This window comes from Telluria antibiotica, from assembly GCF_011682055.1.
In the GTDB taxonomy this organism is placed as follows: domain Bacteria; phylum Pseudomonadota; class Gammaproteobacteria; order Burkholderiales; family Burkholderiaceae_D; genus Telluria; species Telluria antibiotica.
In genome coordinates this window covers 1-21,470 of record NZ_JAAQOM010000018.1, presented here as the reverse complement: position 1 = coordinate 21,470, position 21,470 = coordinate 1, and the positions used below count along the sequence as shown (strand labels likewise).

Here is a 21,470-nt window from a genome sequence, read left to right as displayed (position 1 = left end):
GGGAACGGCAGTCACGCCAGACGGCTCACTCCTGCTTGTCGAGATTGCCCAGCACGCGCAGGTTCAGCTCGGCCATCCGTTCCAGCTCGGCCGGCGTGACATCCGCGAACGCCGCGCTCACTATGTCCGACACGTCGGGAAGCGCCCGCTCGATCAGGTCGCGGCCCGCGTCGCTCAGCGTGATCATGACCGCCCGCCGGTCGCCCGGTTTCGGGGTGCGGTCGATCAGGCCACGTAGTACGAGATCGTCGCAGACACGGGTGAGGTTGGCGGGCTTTTCCTGGGTGGCTTCGCTCAGCGCCGTCGCGGTCGACGTCTCGCCGTCGCTGCCGTACAAAATCGCCAGAACGACATAGCTGGTGTCCGTCAGGTTGTAGGGCCGGAGTACCGCATTGGTCGCGTCGCGCAGCATCTTCTGCAGTTGATGGGTCATGCGCACGAGGCGCATCGGCCCTACGGGAAATCCCGGCATCCGCGCTTCTATGCGCTGCAGGCGCAGTTCGGTCGGCCCAAAATCGCTCATTGATATCCCGTGCAACGATAAAGTACCGGATTCTAAACCGTAGCGCACGACCGGCGCCAGCCTGCACGAGGCGCCTGCGCGACCAGGCGCTACAACGCCCATGCCCGTACCACCTCAGCTGTCGGATTTGAAGGGGGAGGCCGATGACGGCTTGGCTGGCGCGCCTCCACTGCCCGTGCTTACGGCATGCGGGCGCGCTTCGCCGCGCGCGGCGCTAGCCTGGGCCGATGCTCCTGGCCACGGGTACATGTATTGGGCCTCTGTGACGGGCACCAGCCCTTCGGCTTTCGCCTGTTCCAGTTCGGCCAGCACCCGCGCCCGGATTGGGTCGTTGTGCGCCAGGTCGTCGGTTGCAGCGCAACCGCTCAGCAGCGATACAAGAATTACCGGAATGTAAATCTTCGTGTTCATGTTGTTCACCCGATCGTTTTGTCCAGGAAGTTGAGCCATTCAATCTCTGGGCTCGATTTATTTTATCACTGAATACTTCACTTATGAAATAAATTTGCGGATTGTCCGAAGGCAGAGCACTGCGTCGTGTGTAATGGGGGGGGTGATTTTGAGCACGCAAGGACCGGCGACCCTATCGATGGGGTGACCATGGAGGAGGGACGGGGTGTCGGCGTCTCTGCCGATCAGATTCAACCAATATGCATTGGTTTTTCCGGTACAAACAATCGGTAGAAACGGTTTTAACTGTTTCCCGTTGGCCGATATGATGGTTTTGAGCCAAGCAGTTGCCAGAGCAAATCACTGTCCGGAGACCCCATGACTTCGATAACCCCTTCTACCCGCTGATTCGGACTGTCCCCTCGGGGCAGCGCCACGGCCTGCTGTCGTCAAGTCGCAATCTTTTGATCGATGCCCGGTAACGCGATCTGCGCTGCCGGTGGCTCTGCTACGCCCATTACTGACCGGATACCTCGTGGATAGGGGGCAAGCGGCACAGGCGCGGCGGCGATGCACTGCGTGCGAATAACTACATGGAGACACAATGCACTACCACACCCCCGGCTTCGGCCATCTGACAATCAAACGGCACATCGGCGCGGCCTGCACGCTGGTCGCTGCGCTCGGCACATCGTTTTCGCCCCAGAACGCCAGTGCCGGCGAAATCGACACCGGTAACCCGGAGCTGAAGCTGCGCTGGGATAACACGATCAAATACAGTGCCGCGTTCCGCCTGAAAGAACGCAGCGCCGAGTTGATCGCCACGCCGGACGCACCCAATTTCGATGACGGCGACCGCAACTTCGGCAAGGGTCTCATCTCGAATCGCGTCGACCTGCTGTCGGAGATGGACCTCACCTACAAGAACGTCGGTGCGCGCGTGAGCGGCGCCGCCTGGTACGACTCGGTCTACAACCGCCATACGGACAACGATTCCCCCTTCACCTACAACGCACTGTCGGTACCTGCCAGCGAGTTCACCGAAGCGACGCGTACGCTGCACGGACGCAAGGCCGAGCTGCTGGAAGCCTTCGTCTTCGCCAACGGCGACGTGGCGGGCAAGCCGGTCACCGTGCGTCTCGGCCGCCATGCGTTGGTGTATGGTGAGACGCTCTTCTATGGCGCCAACGGCATCGCCGCCGCCCAGCAGCCGATCGACGTCGTCAAGGCGCAGTCGGTGCCGAATACCCAGTTCAAGGAACTGATCCGGCCGGTCGGCCAGGTCTCGGGCCAGGTGCAGCTCGCGTCGAACCTGAGCTTCGGCGCCTACTACCAGTATCGCTGGGAGGCGAATCGCCTGCCCGGTATCGGCAGCTACTTCAACTTCGTCGACAACGTGGGCACCGGCGTCGAGAGCCTGATCCTCGGCGCGCCGCCGACGCCGCGCAGCATCTACCTGGGCGTCGTCAACGCGAAGAATTCCGGGCAGGGCGGCATGCAGATCAAGTGGACGCCCGCGGGCAGCGACGTCGACCTGGGCTTCTACGCCGCGCGCTACCACGACAAGTCGCCCCAGGTCGTGCTGGGCCTCGTGCCCACGCCGGTCGGTGCGTTCCCGGCCACGTTCCGTCACTTCTACCATGAGGGCACCCTCGCGTACGGCGTCAGCGCCAGCAAGACTTTTGGCGAATTCAACGTGTCCGCCGAAGCCTCGGTGCGCCGTAACGCCGCGTTGAGCAATGCCGGCTCGCCGGACCTCTACGGCGTCGTGCCGGCCGCGTTCGGCGGCCCGGCGGCGCCTTCCGACAACAGCGGCAATCCGGTGTATTCGGTGGGCCGGACAGCGCACCTGAACGTGTCGACGCTGGCCACGCTCGCACCGAACGCGATCTCCGCCGAGTCGTCCCTGGCGGGCGAGATCGCCTGGAACCGCGTCACCAGCGTGACGAAGAACGCCGACCACCTCGACCCCAACGCCGCGCGCGACGCGTGGGGCCTGCGCGTGGTGTACACGCCATCCTACCGCCAGGTGCGGCCGGGCCTCGACATCGATGTGCCGGTCGGCGTCGGTTACACGCCGAAGGGCCGCTCCGGGGCGCTCGGCCCGTCGTTCGGCGCGGACAAGGGCGGCGATTTCAGTATCGGCGTCAACGGCCGCTACGAGGATGTCTGGTTCGCCAGCATCAACGTCACGCATTACTACGGGGCGGCAGCGACCATCGCGACGAATGGCGCCGCGGGTACTGTCTATACATACAAGCAGGCGTTGAAGGACCGCGATTTCGCGTCGTTCTCGCTGCGCCGGACCTTCTAATCACATAACAGTCAGGAGACGACAATGAACTTCACGCGAGCAATGGTGACCGCCGCGGTGACTGCGGCCATGACGGGTGCCGTCGGCGCGGCCACGCCCGAGGAGGCGGCGCAGCTGGGCAAGACGCTGACACCGTTCGGCGCCGAGAAAGCCGGCAATAAGGACGGCACGATCCCGGCGTGGGACGGCGGCCTGACCAAGGCGGCGGCAGGCTACAAGGCCGGCGGGCGGCGCGACCAGGATCCCTACGCCGGCGAAAAGCCGCTGTATTCGATCACGGCGAAGAACATGGACCAATACGCGGACAAGCTCACCGACGGCACGAAGGCGATGCTGAAGAAGCATGCGAGCTACCGCATCGACGTGTACCCGACGCACCGCACGGCCGCGGCGCCGCAATTGGTGTACGAGAACACGGCGAAGAACGCGACGGCGGCGAAGCTGAACGACAAGCAAATCCCGACCGGCGCGTTCGGCGGCATCCCGTTCCCGGTCCCGAAGAACGGCGCCGAGGCGATGTGGAACCACCTGCTGAACTGGCGCGGCGAGAACATCGATTTCGTGGATCGCGCCTACCTGATCACGTCCGAGGGCAAGCCCGTAATGACGGTTGACGCGGCCGCGGCGCAGAGCATGCCGTACTATTTCAGGGACGGCTCGCTCGAAGCGAACGGCGGCAATTACTGGAATATCCGCCTCGTGAACGCCGGGCCGCCGATCCGGGCGGGCGAGGCGATCCTGGGCCGCCTGAACCTCGATGCGGATCGCGATGCGAGCTACGTCTACCTGGCCGGCCAGCGCCGCACGCGCAAGCTGCCGAACGCTTGTTGCGACACCCCGACACCCGCCACCGCCGGCGTGATGAGCTTCGACGAGCTGAACGTGTTCAGCGGGCGCCTCGACCGCTTCGACTGGAAGCTGGTCGGCAAGAAGGAAATGCTCATCCCTTACAACACGAATCGTTCGCTGGCGGGCAAGGACCTCGACCTGGTCGGCCCGCAGCACCTGAATCCGGACATGGTGCGCTGGGAACTGCACCGCGTGTGGGTGGTGGAAGCCAACCTAAAGGCCGGCATGCGCCACGTCGCGCCGAAGGGCCGCTACTACCTCGACGAGGATACCTGGACCGCCGTGCTGGGCGACCGCTGGGACGCCAAGGGCCAGCTGTGGAAGACGATGTGGCAGTTGCCGGTCACGATGCCGGACCTGCCGGCCACGACGCCGATCACGTTCGGGTTCTACGACCTGCTGTCGAATACCTGGTTCGCCAACCTGGTCATGAACGAGAAGCCGTATCAGTACAAGGCGGTGCCGCGCTACCCGGAAACGACGTTCTCGCAGGATTCGCTGAACAGCGGCGTACGCTGATTTCACGGGTCTCGGACTTTCCGGCCCGCACGTACGGGCCAGTCCCCAAGAGCAGCACCCTTCCTCCGGCGGCCTCGCGGCGCGCCGGACGGGCCGCCGCATGCCTACGCATGGCGGCGGTCGCCTGCACAGCATCGTGGAGCGTTTCATGTACCTGAACAGATTGACATTGACCCTCGCGGCGGCCTGGATCGGCGCCGCGGCCGTGCCAGTGACGGCGGCCCCCGTCGCCGACCCGATGGCGCTCCCCGCGCTGATGGTGGCGCAGCCGGCCAGGGCCTACCTCACCGGCATCGCCCGCGCCGGCAAGCGCCTCGTCGCCGTGGGCGAACGCGGCGTCATCGTGCTGTCCGACGACGACGGCGCCACCTGGCGCCAGGCCAGCGTACCCGTTAGCGTGACCCTGACCGCGGTCCAGTTCCCCACGCCGACGCAAGGCTGGGCCGTGGGTCACTACGGCCTCGTGCTGCACAGCGGCGACGGCGGCGCGACCTGGACACGCCAGCTCGACGGCGTACAGGCGGCCCAGTTGGTACTGCGCGACGCCCAGGCGGGGCAGGGCGGCTCGGCCTATCTGGCGGACGCGCAGCGCCTCGTCGCGGACGGACCCGACAAGCCCTTCCTCGGCCTGCATTTCACCGACGAGAATAACGGCTTCATCGTCGGCGCCTACAACCTGGCGTTCCGCACGCGCGACGGCGGCAAGACCTGGGCGCCATTCGGCAACCGCCTGGACAACCCCAAGGCCAGCCACCTGTACGCCGTCGAGGCATCCGGCAGCGACGTGCTGATCGCTGGAGAGCAGGGCGTGCTGCTGCGCTCTACGGACAGTGGCGCCACCTTTGCGCGCATCGCGCTGCCGTACAAGGGCAGCTTCTTCGCGCTGACGCTGGGCGGCGCGGATGCGGTCGTTGCGGGCCTTGGGGGCAACGCGTTCTCATCGCACGACCGCGGCGCAACCTGGACCGCGCTGGCGGTGCCGGCGTCCGTCTCCGTGACCGCGGCCCGCCTTCGGAACGGCCGCCTGCTGATAGCGAACCAGGCCGGCATGCTGCTGGCCGGCGCCGCCGGCGCCACCGCAATCGCACCGCTGAACACGCAGGCGCTGCCACAGCCCAACGACCTGATCGCACTGCCCGACGGCACCATCGTGACAGTCGGCGTGGCCGGCGTCGTCCGTCTGCCCGCGCAAGCCGCAACCACCACGTCCATGGCCGCACGATGAACCCGACCCACGCTCCCCAACAAGTCGCCGCCGACCTGGCGCAGTTCGATCCGCGCTCCGGTTCGTTCCTCGAACGCCTGCTGTTCAACCACCGCATCGTCGTCGTGGTGCTGTGTGCCGTCGTCACCGTGCTGCTCGGCTGGCAGGCCGGCAAGCTGCGCCTGAATGCCAGCTTCGAGAAGGCGATCCCCGCCGGTCATCCGTACATCGCCAATTACCTGAAGTACCAGAAGGAGTTGAGTGGCCTGGGCAACGCCGTGCGCATCGCCGTCGAGAACCCGGACGGCTCGATCTATGACCGGCGCTATCTGGACCTGCTGGCGAAGGTCAGCGACGAGGTCTTCCTGCTGCCCGGCGTCGACCGGCCGCTCATGAAATCGCTGTGGACGCCCAACACCCGCTGGGTCGGCGTCACGGAGGAAGGCATGGACGGCGGTCCCGTGATCCCCGAAGGCTACGACGGCTCGCCGGACAGCCTGCGCAAGATGGCGGCCAACGTCGCGCGCTCGGGAGAAATCGGCCAGATCGTCGCGCGCGACGCCCGCTCCAGCGTCATCTACGTGCCGCTGCTGGCGGTGGACGCGCAGGGCAAGCCGCTCGATTACCAGGCGCTGTCCGGCGCGCTGGAGACGATCCGTCACAAATACGAGGCGCAGGGCGTGCGCATCCACATCACGGGGTTCGCCAAGATCGCGGGCGACCTGATCGACGGCCTGCGCCAGGTGTTGCTGTTCTTCGGCGTGGCGATCGCGATCGCCGCCGCGATGGTGTTCTGGTACACGCGCTGCGCGCGCTCGACGGTGCTCGTCGTCGCGAGTTCGCTCGTCGCCGTTGTGTGGCAGCTCGGCCTGTTGCCGACCCTGGGCTATGCGCTCGATCCCTACTCCATGCTGGTGCCGTTCCTGATCTTCGCGATCGGCATGAGCCACGGCGCGCAGAAGATGAACGGCATCATGCAGGACATCGGGCGCGGCGCCCACAAGCTCGTCGCGGCACGCTTCACGTTCCGCCGCCTGTTCTTGGCCGGGCTGACGGCGCTGCTAGCGGACGCCGTCGGCTTCGCCGTGCTGCTCGTGATCGACATCCAGGCGATCCGCGAGCTGGCCATCGCGGCCAGCATCGGCGTCGCCGCGCTGATCTTCACGAACCTGATCCTGCTGCCGATCCTGCTGTCCTACACCGGCGTGAGCGCCCGGGCGGCCCAGCGCAGCCTGCGCGCGGAAGAGATGGAGCGGGCCGGCGGTCGCAAGGAAGGCCTGTGGCGCTTCCTTGACCTGTTCACCCGCAAGCCGTGGGCGGGCGTCGCCATCGCCGCAGCCTGTGTGCTGGCCGTGGGCGCGGGCGTCACGAGTCACCACCTGAAGATCGGCGACCTCGATCCGGGCGCGCCGGAGCTGCGTCCGGACTCGCGCTACAACCGCGACGTGGCCTACATCAGCGCGCACTACGGCGCCAGCAGCGACGTGTACGCCGTGCTGGTGAAGACGCCGGACGGCGGCTGCGCCAGCTACGACGTCCTCAAACGGGTGGATGCACTCGATTGGGAACTGCGCCAGGTCGAGGGCGTGGAATCGGTGAACACGCTGGCGCTGCTGAACCGCCGCATGCTCAGCGGCCTGAACGAAGCCAACCCGAAATGGTACGAGATGTCGAGGAACCAGGCGATGCTGAATTCGATCACCGCCGGCGCGCCGCGCGGCCTGTACAACGATGCCTGCAACCTGCTGACGGTTTACGTCTACCTCAAGGATCACCGGGCCGACACGCTGTCGCGCGTGGTCGCGCACGTCGATGCGTTCGCCGCCGCCAACGATACCGCCAATGTCAGGTTCCTGCAGGCGGCGGGCAGCGCCGGGATCGAGGCCGCGACCAACATCGTCGTCAAGCGCTCCTGGTACGAGATGCTGCTCCTCGTGTACGGCGCCGTGATCGTCCTGTGCTTCATCACGTTCCGCTCCTGGCGCGCCGTCGTCGTGGCCGTGCTGCCCCTGATGCTGACGTCCGTGCTGGCGGAAGCGCTGATGGTCGTCCTCGGCATCGGCGTGAAGGTCGCGACGCTGCCCGTGATCGCCCTGGGCGTGGGCATCGGCATCGACTACGCGCTGTACATCCTGAGCGTCACCCAGGCGCGCATGAAGGAGGGCATGAGCCTGTCCGAAGCCTATTACCGCGCGCTGCTCTTCACGGGCAAGGTCGTGATGCTGACGGGGGTGACCCTGGCCGTCGGCGTCGCCACGTGGGCCTTTTCGCCGATCAAGTTTCAAGCCGATATGGGCATCCTGCTCGCCTTCATGTTCCTGCTGAATATGCTCGGCGCCCTGGTGCTGCTGCCCGCACTGGGCCATTTCCTCCTGCGTCCCACGCCGGTATCCCGCGTGGCGGCGGACGTTCCCAACACCATGCCAACCACCCAACAACGATAGAAAGCTAACCATGTTCAAGTATTTCCCCACCAACTACGTCTGGAACCTCTCGGTCGACCTGGCGATCGAGATGGGCGCGAAGATCGGCGAGATCGAGGAGATGTGCGCGCCGCTGGAGGACGCAGCGAAGCAGCCCGACGCCGCCGGCACGAAGGCATTCCGCGAGACCTGGTCGCGCATGGCCGACAAGCTGTGTGCCCTGGCCGAGGAAGACGAGGCGCACGGCCGCCTGATCTCGGCCGGCGACAAGTACAACCGCGCCGCCACGTATTACCTGACGGCGGAGCGCCTGCAGGCGCACGGCGCGCCCGGACGCCTGGCGCTTTACGGTCGATTTCTGGACGTCTTCGCGCGCGGCCTGAAGCTCAGTGGAGAGAACTGCATCCGCGTCGAGATCCCGTACGGCGACGCCCATATCTCGGGCCTGTACGTTCGCGCCGAGGGTGTGGACGGCCCCGCGCCCATCCTCGTGCAGGTCAACGGCCTCGACTCCACGAAGGAGATGAAATACCGCGTCGGCCTGCCGCAATGGCTTGCAAAGCGGGGCGTATCGTCGCTCGTGATCGACCAGCCGGGCACCGGCGAAGCGCTGCGCCTGCACGGCATGCACGCGGTGTATGACAGCGAGCGCTGGGCCAGCAAGGTCGTGGACTGGCTCGAGACCCGCGCGGACGTCGACGCGAAGCGCATCGGCCTTGAAGGGGTATCGTTGGGCGGCTACTACTGCCCGCGCGCGGTGGCGTTCGAGCCGCGCTTCGCCATGGGCGTCGTCTGGGGCGCCAACCACGACTGGCGCGACGTACAGAAGAAGCGCCTCGCGAAGGAGGGCAGCTTTCCTGTGCCGCACTACTGGGAGCACGTGCGCTGGGTATGGGGGGCGAAGGACCAGGACGAGTTCATGCAGATCGCGGAACACGTCCACCTGGACGGCATCCTCGACCGCATCAAGGTGCCGTTCCTCGTCACGCACGGAGAGAAGGATTCGCAGATCCCGCTGCACTGGGCCGTCCGCACATACGACCAGCTCGTGAACAGCCCCAAGCGCGAGTTGAAGGTGTTCACCGAGCGCGAAGGTGGCGTGCAGCACTCCAGCTTCGACAACTCGGCCAATGCCGGCGCCTACATCGCCGACTGGGTGGCCGAAACCCTTGGCGGCCGCACCGCCGTCTGAACCACGACACGACAGAGAGAACCCCATGAATATCATCGGACCCGACGCACTGGTCTTCGGCGTCGACGACGTCGCCGCCTGCACCCAATACCTCACCGACTACGGCCTCACGCCCGTCGGCAACGGCCGCTTCGAGGCGCTGGACGGCACCGCCATCGTCCTGGCCCACAAGGACGACGCCGGGCTGCCCGCGCCCCTCGGCACCGCGACCATGCTGCGCAAGACGATCTACGGCGTGGCGGACGAGCAGACGCTGGGCGCCATCGCCGAGGAACTCGGCCGCGACCGCGAGGTGAAGCGCCTCGCGGACGGCAGCATCGAAGCCGGCGACGACCTGGGCTTCGTGCTGGGCTTCCAGGTGACGGTGCGCCGTCCCCTCGACCTGCCGGCCGAAGCGGTGAACGCGCCCGGGGCGCACAATCGCCCGGTCAACCACGTCGCCGTCGACGAAAACGCGAAGGCGTTGCCGCGCACGCTGTCGCACGTCGTGTATTTCGTACCCGACGCGGTAAAGGCCGAAACGTTCTACGTGGAGCGCCTGGGCTTCCGCTGCACCGACCGCCTGCTGGGCGCCGGTCCGTTCCTGCAGCCCGGCGGCACGATCGACCACCACACGCTGTTCCTGATCCAGACGCCGCCGTTCATGCAGGGCTGCGAGCACTTCACGTTCCACATGGGCGGTCCGACGGAACTCATGCAGGCCGGCACGCGTTTCGTGAACAAAGGCTACCAGTCGTTCTGGGGCCCGGGCCGGCACAAGATGGGCTCGAACTGGTTCTGGTACTTCAACAGCCCGCTCGGCTGCCACGTCGAGTACGACGCGGACATGGACCTGCACGACGACACGTGGACGGCGCGCGCCGTGCCGATGAGCGCCGATGCCTCGCAGCTATTCCTGTTCCAGCAGCGCGACAAATGGGCGCCGGGTGGACCGCCACCCGGCGCGGCAGGTGCCGGCGAGCGCCACTGAGCGATGGCGCATCACTACCTGTGCAAGGGCAGCGACCTGGCGGAAGGATGCGCGCGCGGGTTCGACCCGCGCGGCGAGGGCGCCGACACGATCTTCGTCGTACGCAAGGACGGCCGCCTGCACGCGTATCGCGACGCCTGCCCGCACTACGGCGACACGCCGATGGCCTGGCGCAAGGATGCCTACCTCGACGGCGCCGCCACGCGCATCGTATGCAGCGCACACGGCGCGCAGTTCGCGATCGACACGGGCATCTGCACGCTGGGCCCGTGCCTGGGGCAGGCCCTGACCCCGGTGCCGCTCGCGATCGCCGCGCCGGACGACATCTATGCAGTAATGGAAGAGACATAAGGGAGACATCATGACGGCAGCACACAAGGTACTCATCATCGGCGGCGGTTTTTCCGGCATGTCCGCCGCGATCGAACTGCGCAAGCGCGGCGTGGAGGTCGATCTCGTCGAAATCGATCCGGGCTGGCGCTCCTATGGCGCGGGCATCAGCCTCGGCGGCGCCACGCTGCGCGCCTTCCGCACGCTCGGCATCCTGGACGAGTTCCTGCGCCGTGGCGCCGCCTTCGACGGCGTCGAGATCGGCCTGCAGAACGGGATGCACGTGGCGACGCTGCCGACGCCGCGCGTCGCCGGCGCCGACGTGCCGGGCGGCGGCTCGATCATGCGCCCTGTGCTGGCCGCGATCCTGGCCGAAGCCACCCGGGCGTCCGGTGCCGACGTGCGCCTGGGCTGCTCGTTCACCACGATCGGGCAGGACGACGCCGGCGTCGACGTCGGCTTCACGGACGGCTCCACCGGCCGCTACGATCTCGTGATCGGCGCGGACGGCCTGTATTCGAAGACGCGCGCGACGCTGTTCCCCGATGCGCCGGCGCCGCGCTACAGCGGCCAGGGCGTCTGGCGCGCCGTGCTGCCGCGCGCGCCGGAAGTCAACCGCGCCGCCATGTGGCTGGGACCGAAGATCAAGGCCGGCGTGAGTCCGGTGTCCGACAGCGAGATCTACCTGTACGTCACCGAGGACCGGATCGAGAACGTCCACATCGATCCGGCGCAGTTCCTGCCTATGCTCAGAGACCTGCTGGCCCCGTTCGACGTGTCCGTGCTGCAGGACGTGCGCGCGAAACTGGACGCTTCGTCGCAGATCATCTACCGGCCGCTGGAGGGCATGCTGCTGCCGCGCCCGTGGAACCGGGGCCGCGTCGTGCTGATCGGCGACACCGTCCACGCGACCACGCCGCACCTGGCGTCCGGCGCCTGCATAGGTATCGAGGACGCACTGGTGCTCGCCGACGAGCTGGAGAAGGCGACGGACGTGGCGCATGCGCTGCACGCCTTCCAGGAACGGCGCTGGGAACGCTGCCGCATGGTGGTCGAGAACTCGGGCCGCCTCGGCGACATCGAGATCGCCGGCGGCGACAAGGAGGAGCACAGCCGCATCATGCGCGAGTCGCTGATGGCGCTGGCACAACCGATCTGAGCGCGCCATGTCAAGCGTACCAGCCAGCGGGAAAGGCCTGTTCGACCTGGGCGGGCAGGTTGCTCTCGTCACCGGTGCGGCGCAGGGCCTGGGCAGCGCGATCGCGGCGGCATTGGGCGCGCACGGGGCGGCTGTCGTGCTGGCCGACTGCGACGCCGCCGGCTGCGCGGCGGCCGCGGACGCGTTGCGCGCGGATGGCGTCGACGCGCTGCCGATCCCCTGCGATGTCGCCGATCCCGCGGCCGTCGTCCGCCTTGTGGATGTCGCGGCAGGCTGGCGCGGCCGTATCGATACGCTTGTCTGCAACGCGGGCGTGCAGGGCCCGGCCGAACCGCTCGCGGAGACGACCGACGCCGACCGGGACCACGTATTCGGCGTCAACCTCCAAGGCGCGGCGCGGCTCGCCAACCTGATCGTACCTTCGGTGGCAGGCCGCGCCGGCGGCTTCATCACGGGGCAGACGCTCGTCGTCGACGGCAGCACCCTCATCACCGACTAATACCCAACAAGGAAAAACCATGTCCCGTCATTTCATCGACCTGTCCATCTACCTCGAAAACGAAGTCCTGTCCGATCCGCCCCCGCTGGCGCCGAAGATCACCTATCAAAAGCACCAGGACACGCTGCCGGAATTCATGCTGATGATCCCGGGCACCACGGCGGCCGACTACCCCGACGGCGAAGCGGCCGCCGCCGAATGGGTCACGATGACGACCCACAGCGGCACGCACCTCGACGCGCCTTACCACTTCCATTCGACGATGGATGCGAAGACCGGCGAGAAAAAGGCATCGATCACCATCGACGAGGTGCCGCTCGAATGGTGTTTCCAGCCGGGCGTGAAGCTCGACTTCCGGCATTTCCCGGACGGCTACGTGGCCACGGCGGCCGACGTCGAGGCCGAGCTGGCGCGCGTCGGCCACGTTCTGCAGCCGCTCGACATCGTCGTCGTGAACACGCGCGCCGGCAGCCGCTATGGCCACGGCGACTTCGTGCAAGCCGGCTGCGGCATGGGCTACGAGGCGACGATGTACCTGCTGCAGCGCGGCGTACGCCTGACCGGCACCGATGCCTGGAGCTGGGACGCGCCGTTTTCGTACACGGCGAAGAGAATCGCCGAGACGGGCGACAAGTCGCTGATCTGGGAAGGCCACAAGGCCGGCCGCGACATCGGCTATTGCCACCTCGAGAAGCTGCACAACCTGGAAGCTCTGCCGGCCCACGGTTTTTATATCAGCTGCTTCCCGCACAAGGTCCGGCGCGGCTCGGCCGGTTGGACCCGCGCCGTGGCCATCGTCGACGACGACCTGCTGGCGTTGCCGCGTTCTTAAGCTTGCGGCACCGGTCCGGCGTGGATGGCGGCGCCGTGTTCGGCGAGTACCTGTCGCATCCACGCCATGCCCGGATCGCTGTCGGCGTACCGGTTCCACTGCATGGCTTCGGAGACGGTCGGCAGTTCGAAAGCGGGCTCGATCACCTTGATGGGCAACAGGTCCGCATAGTAGTCGGCCAGCGTGCGCTGGATGGTCGCGATGCGCCTGGTGCCGATCACGGCCTGGGGCAGGCCGTAGAAGCCGGTCGTGATCATCTCGATGCGGCGCATCTCGCCGAAGCGCCGCAGGAACCATTCGTCGATCGCGGGCGTGCGGTTGTGACCGAAACGCGTCACGACGTGCCCCAGCTCCATGAAGCGGTCCAGCGTGATCGCATCGTCCACGAGATCGTTGTCGCGCCAGGCGATGCAGCAGAAGCCGTCCTCGAACAGCAGGGAGCTCGGGTGGCCGGTGGTCATGTAATTCTGCGGCATGATCAGGAAGTCCGCCTCGCCGCGGTCGAGCGATTCCCACGGCACGGTCGAGTGGGGAACGATCTCGAGCGTGATGCTGGGCGCGATCCGGCTCAGTTCCGCCGCGACCCTGGTGACCAGCACCGTGTAGACGTAGTCGCTCACCATCAGGGTGAACGTACGGACCGCTGCGGCGGGATCGAAGCTCGGCTTGGTGTTGACCATCGCTTCGGCCTGCAGCAGCAGCGTGCGCGCCGGTCCGATAAGGCTCTCGCCGAGCGGCGTCGGCACCATCTTGCGGCCGACCTGGGTCAGCAGGTCGTCGTTGAAATACTGGCGCAGCCTGCCTAGTGCGTCGCTGATCGTGGTCTGGCTCGCGTTGAGCCGCACGCCGGCCCGGGTGACGCTGCGCTCGTCCAGCAGTGCGTCGAGCACGACGACGAGGTTGAGGTCGAGTTTCTTGAATCGCATGGTGTCTCCGCAGCCCTTCGGCTTTCTATCGTTTTTCCCGTTAGTTTAAATCGATATAAACGGTTATTCATAGGCTTTTTTGATCCCTAAGATGACCGTACCTGCAACATCACCAAGAAAGACAACACGAGCATGAGCACGAATCCTCTCAAGGGCTGGCAGGTCGACCGAGGCCAGATCCGCACCATCGGCACCGACCTGCAGCGCCCCGAATGCATCCTGGCGCAACGTGACGGCAGCCTGCTGGTCGCCGACGCCAGGGGCGGCGTGATGCGCATCGAACCGGACGGCAGGCAGCGCCTGATCGTGCCCGTGCGGGCCGAAGGTGCGGCCGCGCAGGACAGCTTCGCCGACCGCTACGTGATGGCCAGGGGCTCGCTGCCGAACGGCCTCGCGCTGATGGAAAACGGCGACATCCTGATCGCCAACTGGGGCACCGACAGCGTCGAATTGCTGACCACGGACGGTCTCCTGCGCACGCTGTACTCGGAGATCGACGGCCGCCCGATCGGCAAGGCCAATTTCGTCATGCGCGATTCGAAAGGCCGCACCTGGCTGACCGTCACCACGCGCACGGTGCCATGGACCGATTCGATCAACTCGGGCGTCCTCGACGGCTATATCGCCCTGATGGACGAGAAGGGCATCCGCATCGTGGCCGACGGCTTCGGCGGCACCAACGAAATCCGCTTCGACGCGAACGAGGAGTGGCTGTACGTCGTGGAGAGCAACGCGCGCCGAATCTCGCGCCTGCGCGTGGCCGACGATGGCGAGCTGTACGGCCGCGAGGTCTACGGCCCGGCCGAACTCGAAGGGTTCCCGGACGGCTTCGCGTTCGACGCATACGGCAACCTGTGGATCACGCTGATCATGAGCGACAAGCTGATCGCACTGACGCCCGACGGCGAGGTCCTGACCTTGCTGGACGACGGCAATGCGGAAGCGACGGCGCGCCTGAATCGCCACTTCGCCGACAAGACCCTGACGCCTGAAATCATGCAGGCGGCGCGCGGGCCGCTCGCGCCCTGGATGGCGAGCCTGACCTTCGGCGGCCCGGACCTGCGCACGGTCTACCTGGGCAGCCTGATCGGCACGACGATCCCGTATTTCCGCGCCCCGGTGGCGGGCCTGCCGCTGATCCACTGGTAACACGAATTCAACGACAACGAAGGAGACACATGAAGCTCGCTACACTCAAGAACGGTTTCCGCGACGGCCGCCTCGTCATCGTCTCGCGCGACCTGGCCCGCGCCGTGGACGCGGCACCCGTCGCGGCGACGATGCAGGCCGCGATCGAGAACTGGAGCACCGTCGAACCGGCGCTGCGCGCCCGCTACGATGCACTGAACGCGGGCGCGCTGGCCGACGCCTTCGATTTCGACCCTGCGCGTGCGGCGCCGCCGTTCCCGCGCGCCTACCAGTTCATCGACGCGTCGGCGTTCCTGAACCATGGCGACATCATGGAACGCGCCTATAACCTGACCGTGAAGAAGACGCCCGGCGTACCGATCCTGATCCAGCGCCAGGGCGACGACTTTCGCGGTCCGTGCGACGACTATGCGTTCCCGTCGGAGGACGACAACGGCGATTTCGAGGGCGAATTCGCCGTCGTCCTCGACGACGTCCGGATGGGTGTCGGCGCGCGGGAGGCTCTGGATCACGTCAGGCTGATCACGATCTTCAACGACGTCAGTATGCGCGCACACCTGTTCCGCGAACTGTCGATGGGCTTCGGCTTCATCCAGGCCAAGCCCGCCGCCGCGTTCGCGCCGGTCGCCGTGACGCCGGACGAACTGGGCGACGCGTGGCGCGACGGCCGCGTGCACCTGGACATGCACGTGGCGCGCAACGGCGACTGGTTCGGCCACCCGAACGGCGGCGAGATGGACTTCGGTTTCGGCGAGCTGATTCGCCACCTGGCGTACAACCGCAACCTGGGCGCCGGCACGATCGTCGGGTCCGGCACGGTATCGAACAAGAATTACCGCGAGGTCGGTTCCGCGTGCCTGGCCGAGCGGCGCGCGATCGAGACGATAGACCACGGCGAGCCGCGCACCGCCTTCCTGCGCTACGGCGACCGCCTGCGCTTCGACGTGACAGGCAGCGACGGCCAGTCCGTGTTCGGCGCCATCGAGCACCGCTTCGTGGCGCCGCGCGAGGGAGCCGACGCATGAACGTACTGATCACGGGGGCGAACGGTTTCGTCGGTCGCCACCTGGTGCGGCGCCTGCTGCGCGCGGGGCGCATCGGCGCTGGACAGGCACCGTTTTCCAGGCTGACCCTGGTCGATCTCGAAGCGGACGACAGCATCGACGATGCGCACGTGCGTGTTGTGCGCGGCAGTATCGCCGACGACGCCGTGTTGCGCGAGGCGTTCGCGGAACGGGTCGATCACGTCATCCACCTGGCCAGCATTCCGGGCGGCGCGGCGGAGAAGAGCTACGCGCTGGGGCTGGACGTCAACCTGCGCGCGACGCTGGCCATGCTGGAGCTGCTGCGCGCCCAGCCGGCGCCGCCGACCCGCTTCACGTTCGCGAGCACGATCGCCGTGTACGGTTCACCGATGCCCGCATTGGTCGACGACGCTACGCCGATGCGCCCTAGCCTGAGCTATGGCGCGCACAAGCTGGTCGACGAAATCCTGGTCAAGGACTACAGCCGGCGCGGGTGGATCGACGGGCGTATCGTGCGCCTGCCCGGCATCGTTGCCCGGCTCGCCGAGCCGACGGGCCTGCTGTCGGCCTTCATGAGCGACATCTTCTGGAAGCTGCGCGACGGCGAACGGTTCACCTGCCCGGTGTCGGCCGACGCGGTGGCATGGTGGATGTCGGTGGGGTGCTGCGTGGACAACCTGCTGCATGCGGCCGCCCTGGACGAGAAAGAGGTCGAGACGCGGCGCGACTGGACGCTGCCGGTGCTGCGGCTGCGCGTTGCCGAACTGGTGGACGCCCTGGCCCGGCGCTATGGCGACGACCGGCGCGACCTGGTCTCGTACGCGCCCAACGACGCGCTGGAGCAGGCGTTCGGGCGCTTTCCACCGCTCGACGCGTCGGCCGCCGAACGGATCGGTTTCCGCCATGACGGGGACGTCGACCGGCTCGTCGTGAACGCGTGCGCACGCGACACGGACTGCACGCCATGATGCGCAACCTTTCGATCAGGACGCGGCTGCTGTGCGGCCTCGCGATCCTGTCCGTCCTGTCGCTGGTGTCCAGCGTCGGCGCCATCGTCAGCTTCAATGCCTCGAAGTCGTCGGTCGAGACCTTGTACGACCAGCGCCTGATGGCGGTGGCGCTGCTCGACCGCGTCAAGGTCGACCTGTTCTCGATGCAAGGCGCGATCCTGAATGCGGGCGGTACGGCGCCGGCCGACGCCGCGATCCTGGACGGCCTGGCGGCCGACCTGGGGCGCAACTGGGCGAGCTATCGCGGCAAGCCCCAATCGCCCGGTACGCGCAAGCTGGCGGACGCGTTCGACCGCAGCTGGACGGCGCTGGCGGCCGACCTGCGCATGCTGTCGAAGCCGGATGCCGCCGTGTCGATCCCGGCCCTACAGCAGGACATGGCGAACGCGATCGCGCAGGCGCAGCGCATCAGCATGGCGCAGGAGAGCGATGGCGGCCAGTCCTACCGGCAGGCGCTCGAAGACCACGCGTTCTCGGTACGGTGCGCGCTCACCGTGCTTGCGTTCAGCCTGGCCACCGCCGTGGTCGTGGCGGTGTCGCTGCTGCGGTCGATATCGGCCCCGCTGCGGCACGTGATCGACCTGACGCAGGCAATCGCCGCGGGCGACCTGACCCGCCGCATCGAACCGGTGTCCGGCGACGAGATCGGCCAGATCACCGCCGCACTGGCACGCATGCAGGAGGGGATCAGGAGCATGGTGGCCGATCTGCGCGAGACCACGGGCATGCTGCTGCCGATGGCGGAGGATATGGCGAGCGGCAGCCGCGAGCTGGCGGAGCGCAACGACGCGCAGGTGTCGGCGCTGTCCGCGACGGCGGCGTCCATGGAGCAATTGACGACGACGGTGCAGCAGAATGCGGACAGCGCACGGCAGGTCGATGGCCTGGTCAAGAACACCGCCGAGGTGGCTGCACGGGGCGGCGTAGTGGTCGGCGATGTCGTGGCGACGATGGCGTCGATCGGCGGGGCGTCGGCCAGGATCGTCGACATCATCGGCGTCATCGACAGCATCGCTTTCCAGACCAAGCTGCTGGCGCTGAACGCTGCCGTGGAAGCGGCAAGGGCGGGGGAGCAGGGCCGCGGATTCGCCGTCGTCGCCAGCGAGGTGCGCAACCTCGCGCACCGTTCCGCGCTGGCCGCGAAGGAAATCAAGGCATTGATCGGTGCGTCGACGGCGCAGGTCCGGGATGGGAACAGGCTTGCCGGCGAGGCGGGGGCGACGATCGAAGACGTCGTCGCGAGCGTGCGCCGCGTCACAGCCATGGTCGGCGACATCGCACGCGCGAGCGCGGAACAATCCGGCGGGATCGACCAGGTTAGCCGGGCCATCGTCGACATGGACGGGGTGACGCAGCAGAACGCGGCACTCGTACAGCAAGGCGCGGCATCGGCCGTCGCCATGCGCGAACAGGCGCAACGGCTGTCGGCCGTCGTGGCCAGGATCAGGTTGACGCCCGATGTGCACGCGCTTTCAGGCGTGGTCCCGGCCACCGTGCATAGCGGCGGCAAGTTCCGGTCCGAGCGCAGTGCAGATGATCTGCACCTCGATCTCGTCGGCAGATAGGCCGCCGACCATGTACGGCTGCAGCAAGGCCGCCTGGCTGATCGTGGCGTAGCCGAAGAGCGTCGACCAGAACGCGATCACCCGGGCCTTCACCCCGTCGCCGTCGAGGCCGGGCACGCCGGCCAGCGCCTCGGCGAACAGCGCGTGAATGCGTTCGTACACGCCACGCTGCGCGGCCGCCAGGTGGGGGAAGGCATCCGCGCGCTGGAACAGGCCGGATTCATACATCAGCCGAAACAGTTGTGGATGTGCGCGGACGAAGCCCAGGAACTGTTGCGCCGCGCCGACCACACGCGCTGCCCGATCGGCATTGCGCATCGACTCGTCCTGCGCGAAGGCATCCAACCACTCGAATCCCACCGAGGCCACCTCGGCCAGCAGGTGGTCGCGCTCGGGGAAATGCCGGTAGGGTGCCCCCCGGCTCACGCCAAGTTCCTCGGCGATGGCGCGCAGCGACACCGCTTCGTGTCCTTGCGTTTCGACGACTTCCAGGGCGCGGGCGATCAGCGCCGCCCGCAGGTCGCCATGATGATAAGCGCGGTCAGTGGCCATAAAAAGACGTTCGGATCCTTTGCAAATAAACGCGATTGTGCCATCATTCAGTCAATGTATGCGGAGCATACATCAGAATTATCGAGCGCATGGCGCGATCACGGAGACGACAATGACTTTTCTACGCAATACCTGGTATGTGGCGGCATGGGACCACGAGGTCGCACATGACACGCTGTTCCAGCGCACCCTGTTGAACGAATCTGTGCTGTTCTTCCGCGACGACGCAGGCAAGGTGCAGGCGATCTCGAACTGAACCGCCCTGGGTTTTGTAGAGGCTCCATTGTTTGAGAAAATGGAGTCATGAAGAAACAACCCAAGTATTCCCCCGAAGTCATCGAGCGCGCCGTGCGCATGGTCAGCGAGGCTGCCAGCGAGTACAGTTCGCAGTGGGCGGCCATTGAATCGATCGCAGCCAAGATCGGCTGTACGCCTGAGACGCTACGTCGCTGGATACGCCAGCAGGAGCGCGATACCGGCCAGCGACCAGGTCCGACCACCGCCGAAGACGAACGCATCAAGGCGCTAGAGCGGGAAGTGCGCGAGCTGCGTAAGGCAAACGAGATTTTGCGCCTGGCGAGTGCGTTTTTCGCCCAGGCGGAGCTCGACCGCCGCTTCAAGTCGTGAGGGCGTTCATCGACCAGTACCGCCATGCCTACGGTGTCGAGCCGATCTGCAGGGTGATGCAGGTCGCGCCGTCGGGCTACTGGCGTTACGCGGCGCAGCAGCGTAATCCGGCATTGGGCTGCGCACGTGTCCAGCGTGACGATGTGCTGAGCGTCGATATTGAGCGGGTCTGGCAGGCGAATCTGCAGGTCTACGGAGCCGACAAAGTCTGGCGACAGCTGCGCCGTGAGGGAACCGATGTGGCCCGCTGTACCGTGGAGCGTTTGATGCGGAAGGCCGGCCTGCGTGGTGTCATGCGCGGCAAGGTCGTACGCACGACAGCCGCCGATACGAAGGCGCCATGCCCGCTCGACCGGGTCAATCGCCAGTTCAAGGCGCAGCGGCCGAACCAGTTGTGGGTCAGCGATTTCACGTACGTTTCGACATGGCAGGGCTTCGTCTACGTGGCCTTCGTTATCGACGTTTTCGCCCGGCGAATCGTTGGCTGGCGTGTCAGCAGCTCGATGCGAACCGACTTCGTCCTCGATGCTCTGGAGCAGGCGCTGTACGCGCGCCAACCGGAACGAAACGCGTTGGTCCATCACAGCGATAGGGGCTCGCAATATGTATCGATAAAATACAGTGAACGCTTGGCAGAGGCAGGCATTGAGCCGTCTGTGGGCAGCAAGGGCGACAGCTACGACAATGCCCTGGCCGAGACGATTAACGGGCTTTACAAGGCAGAGCTGATCCACCGTCGCGCTCCCTGGAAAACACGTGAGGCCGTCGAACTGGCCACGCTGGAATGGGTGTCCTGGTTCAACCACCATCGCCTGCTAGAACCGCTCGGCTATATACCGCCGGCTGAGGCTGAGGCAAACTATTAGGAGCAGTTGAGCGGTCAGGCTATCCCAGCCTGACTCACATAAACCGGCCTCCACGAAAGCCGGGGCGATTCAAGGTGGTGAAAGGTGCGTTTTAGAGCTGACTCATTGATTCATAAGAGGTAAAACGGCCTGCAGAGCAGTCGCACTTAATTTGCCAAGAACATTTACCTTAACTGAGCGTCTACCGAATCTGAAGCGCGCCAGTGTCTTAGGTTTCCTACTTTAGGCGCGGGGGTAAAAGCGTGGGTAAATCCAAAAAATCGGCATTCTTCATAGGAGAGGTTGGCGGACACCGCCTCCGCCAGAATGCTGTTTGATGAGCTTCAGCAAACACCTGAAACCCCCCGAATCTCATACTGAGGCTCGGGGGTTTTTTGTCTTGTAGCGTCCGCTTCTGTCCTGCTGAGTCCAGCACTTTAGTAAGCGTCGTCCCAGCACCGTGTAGACACCCGATAGCGCGCCACTCAACATAGTCCCCACTATTTTTTAGCGGGGACTATTTTGGCGGGTGAAGCAGAACAAAAGAAGCGTCGGCGCAGCACGAAT

20 protein-coding genes and 1 other annotated feature are annotated in these 21,470 nt (G+C 66.2%); of the genes, 16 read left to right on the top strand and 4 right to left on the bottom strand.

The window, feature by feature from the left end:
• Positions 1–25: 25 nt before the first annotated feature.
• Both HAV22_RS25015 and HAV22_RS25010 read right to left on the bottom strand, forming a co-directional pair.
• Positions 26–523: a MarR family winged helix-turn-helix transcriptional regulator gene (locus HAV22_RS25015; RefSeq protein WP_166862967.1), complete on the bottom strand. Its 498-nt coding sequence runs from the start codon at positions 521–523 to the stop codon at positions 26–28.
• A gap of 114 nt (positions 524–637) precedes the next feature.
• Positions 638–934, bottom strand: coding sequence for a DUF4148 domain-containing protein (locus HAV22_RS25010; RefSeq protein WP_166862964.1), 297 nt, complete (start codon positions 932–934; stop codon positions 638–640).
• Between the two features lie 583 nt (positions 935–1,517).
• On the opposite strand from HAV22_RS25010, the gene HAV22_RS25005 reads away from it, so the two are divergent.
• The 10 genes from HAV22_RS25005 (at position 1,518) to HAV22_RS24960 (ending at position 13,204) form a co-directional block, all read left to right on the top strand.
• Positions 1,518–3,227 (top strand): DUF1302 domain-containing protein, encoded by a 1,710-nt coding sequence (locus tag HAV22_RS25005; protein WP_166862963.1) that lies wholly within the window; start codon positions 1,518–1,520, stop codon positions 3,225–3,227.
• A gap of 24 nt (positions 3,228–3,251) precedes the next feature.
• The gene (locus tag HAV22_RS25000; RefSeq protein WP_166862961.1) at positions 3,252–4,595 is read left to right on the top strand and encodes a DUF1329 domain-containing protein; all 1,344 of its coding nucleotides are present in this window, start codon (positions 3,252–3,254) and stop codon (positions 4,593–4,595) included.
• 148 nt (positions 4,596–4,743) lie between these two features.
• Positions 4,744–5,820, top strand: coding sequence for a WD40/YVTN/BNR-like repeat-containing protein (locus HAV22_RS24995; RefSeq protein ID WP_166862959.1), 1,077 nt, complete (start codon positions 4,744–4,746; stop codon positions 5,818–5,820).
• On the top strand, positions 5,817–8,243 hold the full coding sequence (locus HAV22_RS24990) for an efflux RND transporter permease subunit (RefSeq protein ID WP_166862957.1): 2,427 nt from the start codon (positions 5,817–5,819) through the stop codon (positions 8,241–8,243). Before HAV22_RS24995 ends, HAV22_RS24990 begins: the two co-directional genes overlap by 4 nt.
• Positions 8,244–8,253: 10 nt before the next feature.
• Positions 8,254–9,414, top strand: a complete 1,161-nt coding sequence (locus tag HAV22_RS24985) for an alpha/beta hydrolase family protein (RefSeq protein ID WP_166862955.1) — start codon at positions 8,254–8,256, stop codon at positions 9,412–9,414.
• Positions 9,415–9,439: 25 nt separating this feature from the next.
• Complete coding sequence (locus tag HAV22_RS24980; protein ID WP_166862954.1) at positions 9,440–10,384, top strand: VOC family protein; 945 nt, start codon at positions 9,440–9,442, stop codon at positions 10,382–10,384.
• Positions 10,385–10,387: 3 nt separating this feature from the next.
• Positions 10,388–10,735, top strand: coding sequence for a Rieske (2Fe-2S) protein (locus tag HAV22_RS24975; protein ID WP_166862952.1), 348 nt, complete (start codon positions 10,388–10,390; stop codon positions 10,733–10,735).
• Positions 10,736–10,742: 7 nt separating this feature from the next.
• Positions 10,743–11,873 carry an FAD-dependent oxidoreductase gene (locus tag HAV22_RS24970; RefSeq protein ID WP_166863145.1) on the top strand — a complete coding sequence of 377 codons (1,131 nt, stop codon included), beginning with the start codon at positions 10,743–10,745 and terminating at the stop codon, positions 11,871–11,873.
• Positions 11,874–11,880: 7 nt separating this feature from the next.
• The gene (locus tag HAV22_RS24965) at positions 11,881–12,372 is read left to right on the top strand and encodes an SDR family NAD(P)-dependent oxidoreductase (protein WP_166862950.1); all 492 of its coding nucleotides are present in this window, start codon (positions 11,881–11,883) and stop codon (positions 12,370–12,372) included.
• A gap of 19 nt (positions 12,373–12,391) precedes the next feature.
• Positions 12,392–13,204 carry a cyclase family protein gene (locus HAV22_RS24960; protein ID WP_166862947.1) on the top strand — a complete coding sequence of 271 codons (813 nt, stop codon included), beginning with the start codon at positions 12,392–12,394 and terminating at the stop codon, positions 13,202–13,204.
• Here the strand turns inward: HAV22_RS24960 and HAV22_RS24955 are convergent.
• A complete protein-coding gene (locus HAV22_RS24955; protein WP_166862945.1) occupies positions 13,201–14,130 on the bottom strand; it encodes a LysR family transcriptional regulator in 930 nt (309 codons plus the stop codon). The two genes, HAV22_RS24960 and HAV22_RS24955, sit on opposite strands and share 4 nt — an antisense overlap.
• A gap of 132 nt (positions 14,131–14,262) precedes the next feature.
• On the opposite strand from HAV22_RS24955, the gene HAV22_RS24950 reads away from it, so the two are divergent.
• From HAV22_RS24950 to HAV22_RS24935, 4 genes are read left to right on the top strand one after another with little or no spacing between them, the layout of a single operon-like run.
• Complete coding sequence (locus HAV22_RS24950) at positions 14,263–15,279, top strand: SMP-30/gluconolactonase/LRE family protein (RefSeq protein ID WP_166862943.1); 1,017 nt, start codon at positions 14,263–14,265, stop codon at positions 15,277–15,279.
• A 29-nt stretch (positions 15,280–15,308) separates the two neighbouring features.
• A complete protein-coding gene (locus HAV22_RS24945; protein WP_166862941.1) occupies positions 15,309–16,304 on the top strand; it encodes a fumarylacetoacetate hydrolase family protein in 996 nt (331 codons plus the stop codon).
• The gene (locus HAV22_RS24940) at positions 16,301–17,272 is read left to right on the top strand and encodes an NAD-dependent epimerase/dehydratase family protein (protein ID WP_166862939.1); all 972 of its coding nucleotides are present in this window, start codon (positions 16,301–16,303) and stop codon (positions 17,270–17,272) included. The genes HAV22_RS24945 and HAV22_RS24940 overlap by 4 nt, the downstream gene beginning before the upstream one ends.
• Positions 17,269–18,879 carry a methyl-accepting chemotaxis protein gene (locus tag HAV22_RS24935; protein ID WP_166862937.1) on the top strand — a complete coding sequence of 537 codons (1,611 nt, stop codon included), beginning with the start codon at positions 17,269–17,271 and terminating at the stop codon, positions 18,877–18,879. The genes HAV22_RS24940 and HAV22_RS24935 overlap by 4 nt, the downstream gene beginning before the upstream one ends.
• Here HAV22_RS24935 and HAV22_RS24930 read toward each other — a convergent pair.
• Positions 18,787–19,431: a TetR/AcrR family transcriptional regulator gene (locus HAV22_RS24930; RefSeq protein WP_166862935.1), complete on the bottom strand. Its 645-nt coding sequence runs from the start codon at positions 19,429–19,431 to the stop codon at positions 18,787–18,789. The genes HAV22_RS24935 and HAV22_RS24930 overlap by 93 nt on opposite strands.
• A gap of 112 nt (positions 19,432–19,543) precedes the next feature.
• On the opposite strand from HAV22_RS24930, the gene HAV22_RS24925 reads away from it, so the two are divergent.
• The gene (locus HAV22_RS24925; protein ID WP_208296366.1) at positions 19,544–19,687 is read left to right on the top strand and encodes a Rieske (2Fe-2S) protein; all 144 of its coding nucleotides are present in this window, start codon (positions 19,544–19,546) and stop codon (positions 19,685–19,687) included.
• Positions 19,688–19,734: 47 nt separating this feature from the next.
• A protein-coding gene (locus HAV22_RS24920; protein WP_166862933.1) for an IS3 family transposase occupies positions 19,735–20,924 on the top strand; the annotation gives its coding sequence in 2 pieces (ribosomal slippage) (positions 19,735–20,023 and positions 20,023–20,924; 1,191 coding nt in all).
• Positions 20,013–20,129 (top strand) — a sequence feature (AL1L pseudoknot). (Overlaps the previous gene by 117 nt.)
• Positions 20,925–21,470: the final 546 nt, after the last annotated feature.

Excerpts from the sequence above, each read along its gene's own strand:
- HAV22_RS25015 (WP_166862967.1), bottom strand. The coding sequence starts at position 523 with ATGAGCGATTTTGGGCCGACCGAACTGCGCCTGCAGCGCATAGAAGCG.
- HAV22_RS25010 (WP_166862964.1), bottom strand. The coding sequence starts at position 934 with ATGAACACGAAGATTTACATTCCGGTAATTCTTGTATCGCTGCTGAGC.
- HAV22_RS25005 (WP_166862963.1), top strand. The coding sequence starts at position 1,518 with ATGCACTACCACACCCCCGGCTTCGGCCATCTGACAATCAAACGGCAC.
- HAV22_RS25000 (WP_166862961.1), top strand. The coding sequence starts at position 3,252 with ATGAACTTCACGCGAGCAATGGTGACCGCCGCGGTGACTGCGGCCATG.
- HAV22_RS24995 (WP_166862959.1), top strand. The coding sequence starts at position 4,744 with ATGTACCTGAACAGATTGACATTGACCCTCGCGGCGGCCTGGATCGGC.
- HAV22_RS24990 (WP_166862957.1), top strand. The coding sequence starts at position 5,817 with ATGAACCCGACCCACGCTCCCCAACAAGTCGCCGCCGACCTGGCGCAG.
- HAV22_RS24985 (WP_166862955.1), top strand. The coding sequence starts at position 8,254 with ATGTTCAAGTATTTCCCCACCAACTACGTCTGGAACCTCTCGGTCGAC.
- HAV22_RS24980 (WP_166862954.1), top strand. The coding sequence starts at position 9,440 with ATGAATATCATCGGACCCGACGCACTGGTCTTCGGCGTCGACGACGTC.
- HAV22_RS24975 (WP_166862952.1), top strand. The coding sequence starts at position 10,388 with ATGGCGCATCACTACCTGTGCAAGGGCAGCGACCTGGCGGAAGGATGC.
- HAV22_RS24965 (WP_166862950.1), top strand. The coding sequence starts at position 11,881 with ATGTCAAGCGTACCAGCCAGCGGGAAAGGCCTGTTCGACCTGGGCGGG.
- HAV22_RS24960 (WP_166862947.1), top strand. The coding sequence starts at position 12,392 with ATGTCCCGTCATTTCATCGACCTGTCCATCTACCTCGAAAACGAAGTC.
- HAV22_RS24955 (WP_166862945.1), bottom strand. The coding sequence starts at position 14,130 with ATGCGATTCAAGAAACTCGACCTCAACCTCGTCGTCGTGCTCGACGCA.
- HAV22_RS24950 (WP_166862943.1), top strand. The coding sequence starts at position 14,263 with ATGAGCACGAATCCTCTCAAGGGCTGGCAGGTCGACCGAGGCCAGATC.
- HAV22_RS24945 (WP_166862941.1), top strand. The coding sequence starts at position 15,309 with ATGAAGCTCGCTACACTCAAGAACGGTTTCCGCGACGGCCGCCTCGTC.
- HAV22_RS24940 (WP_166862939.1), top strand. The coding sequence starts at position 16,301 with ATGAACGTACTGATCACGGGGGCGAACGGTTTCGTCGGTCGCCACCTG.
- HAV22_RS24935 (WP_166862937.1), top strand. The coding sequence starts at position 17,269 with ATGATGCGCAACCTTTCGATCAGGACGCGGCTGCTGTGCGGCCTCGCG.
- HAV22_RS24930 (WP_166862935.1), bottom strand. The coding sequence starts at position 19,431 with ATGGCCACTGACCGCGCTTATCATCATGGCGACCTGCGGGCGGCGCTG.
- HAV22_RS24925 (WP_208296366.1), top strand. The coding sequence starts at position 19,544 with ATGACTTTTCTACGCAATACCTGGTATGTGGCGGCATGGGACCACGAG.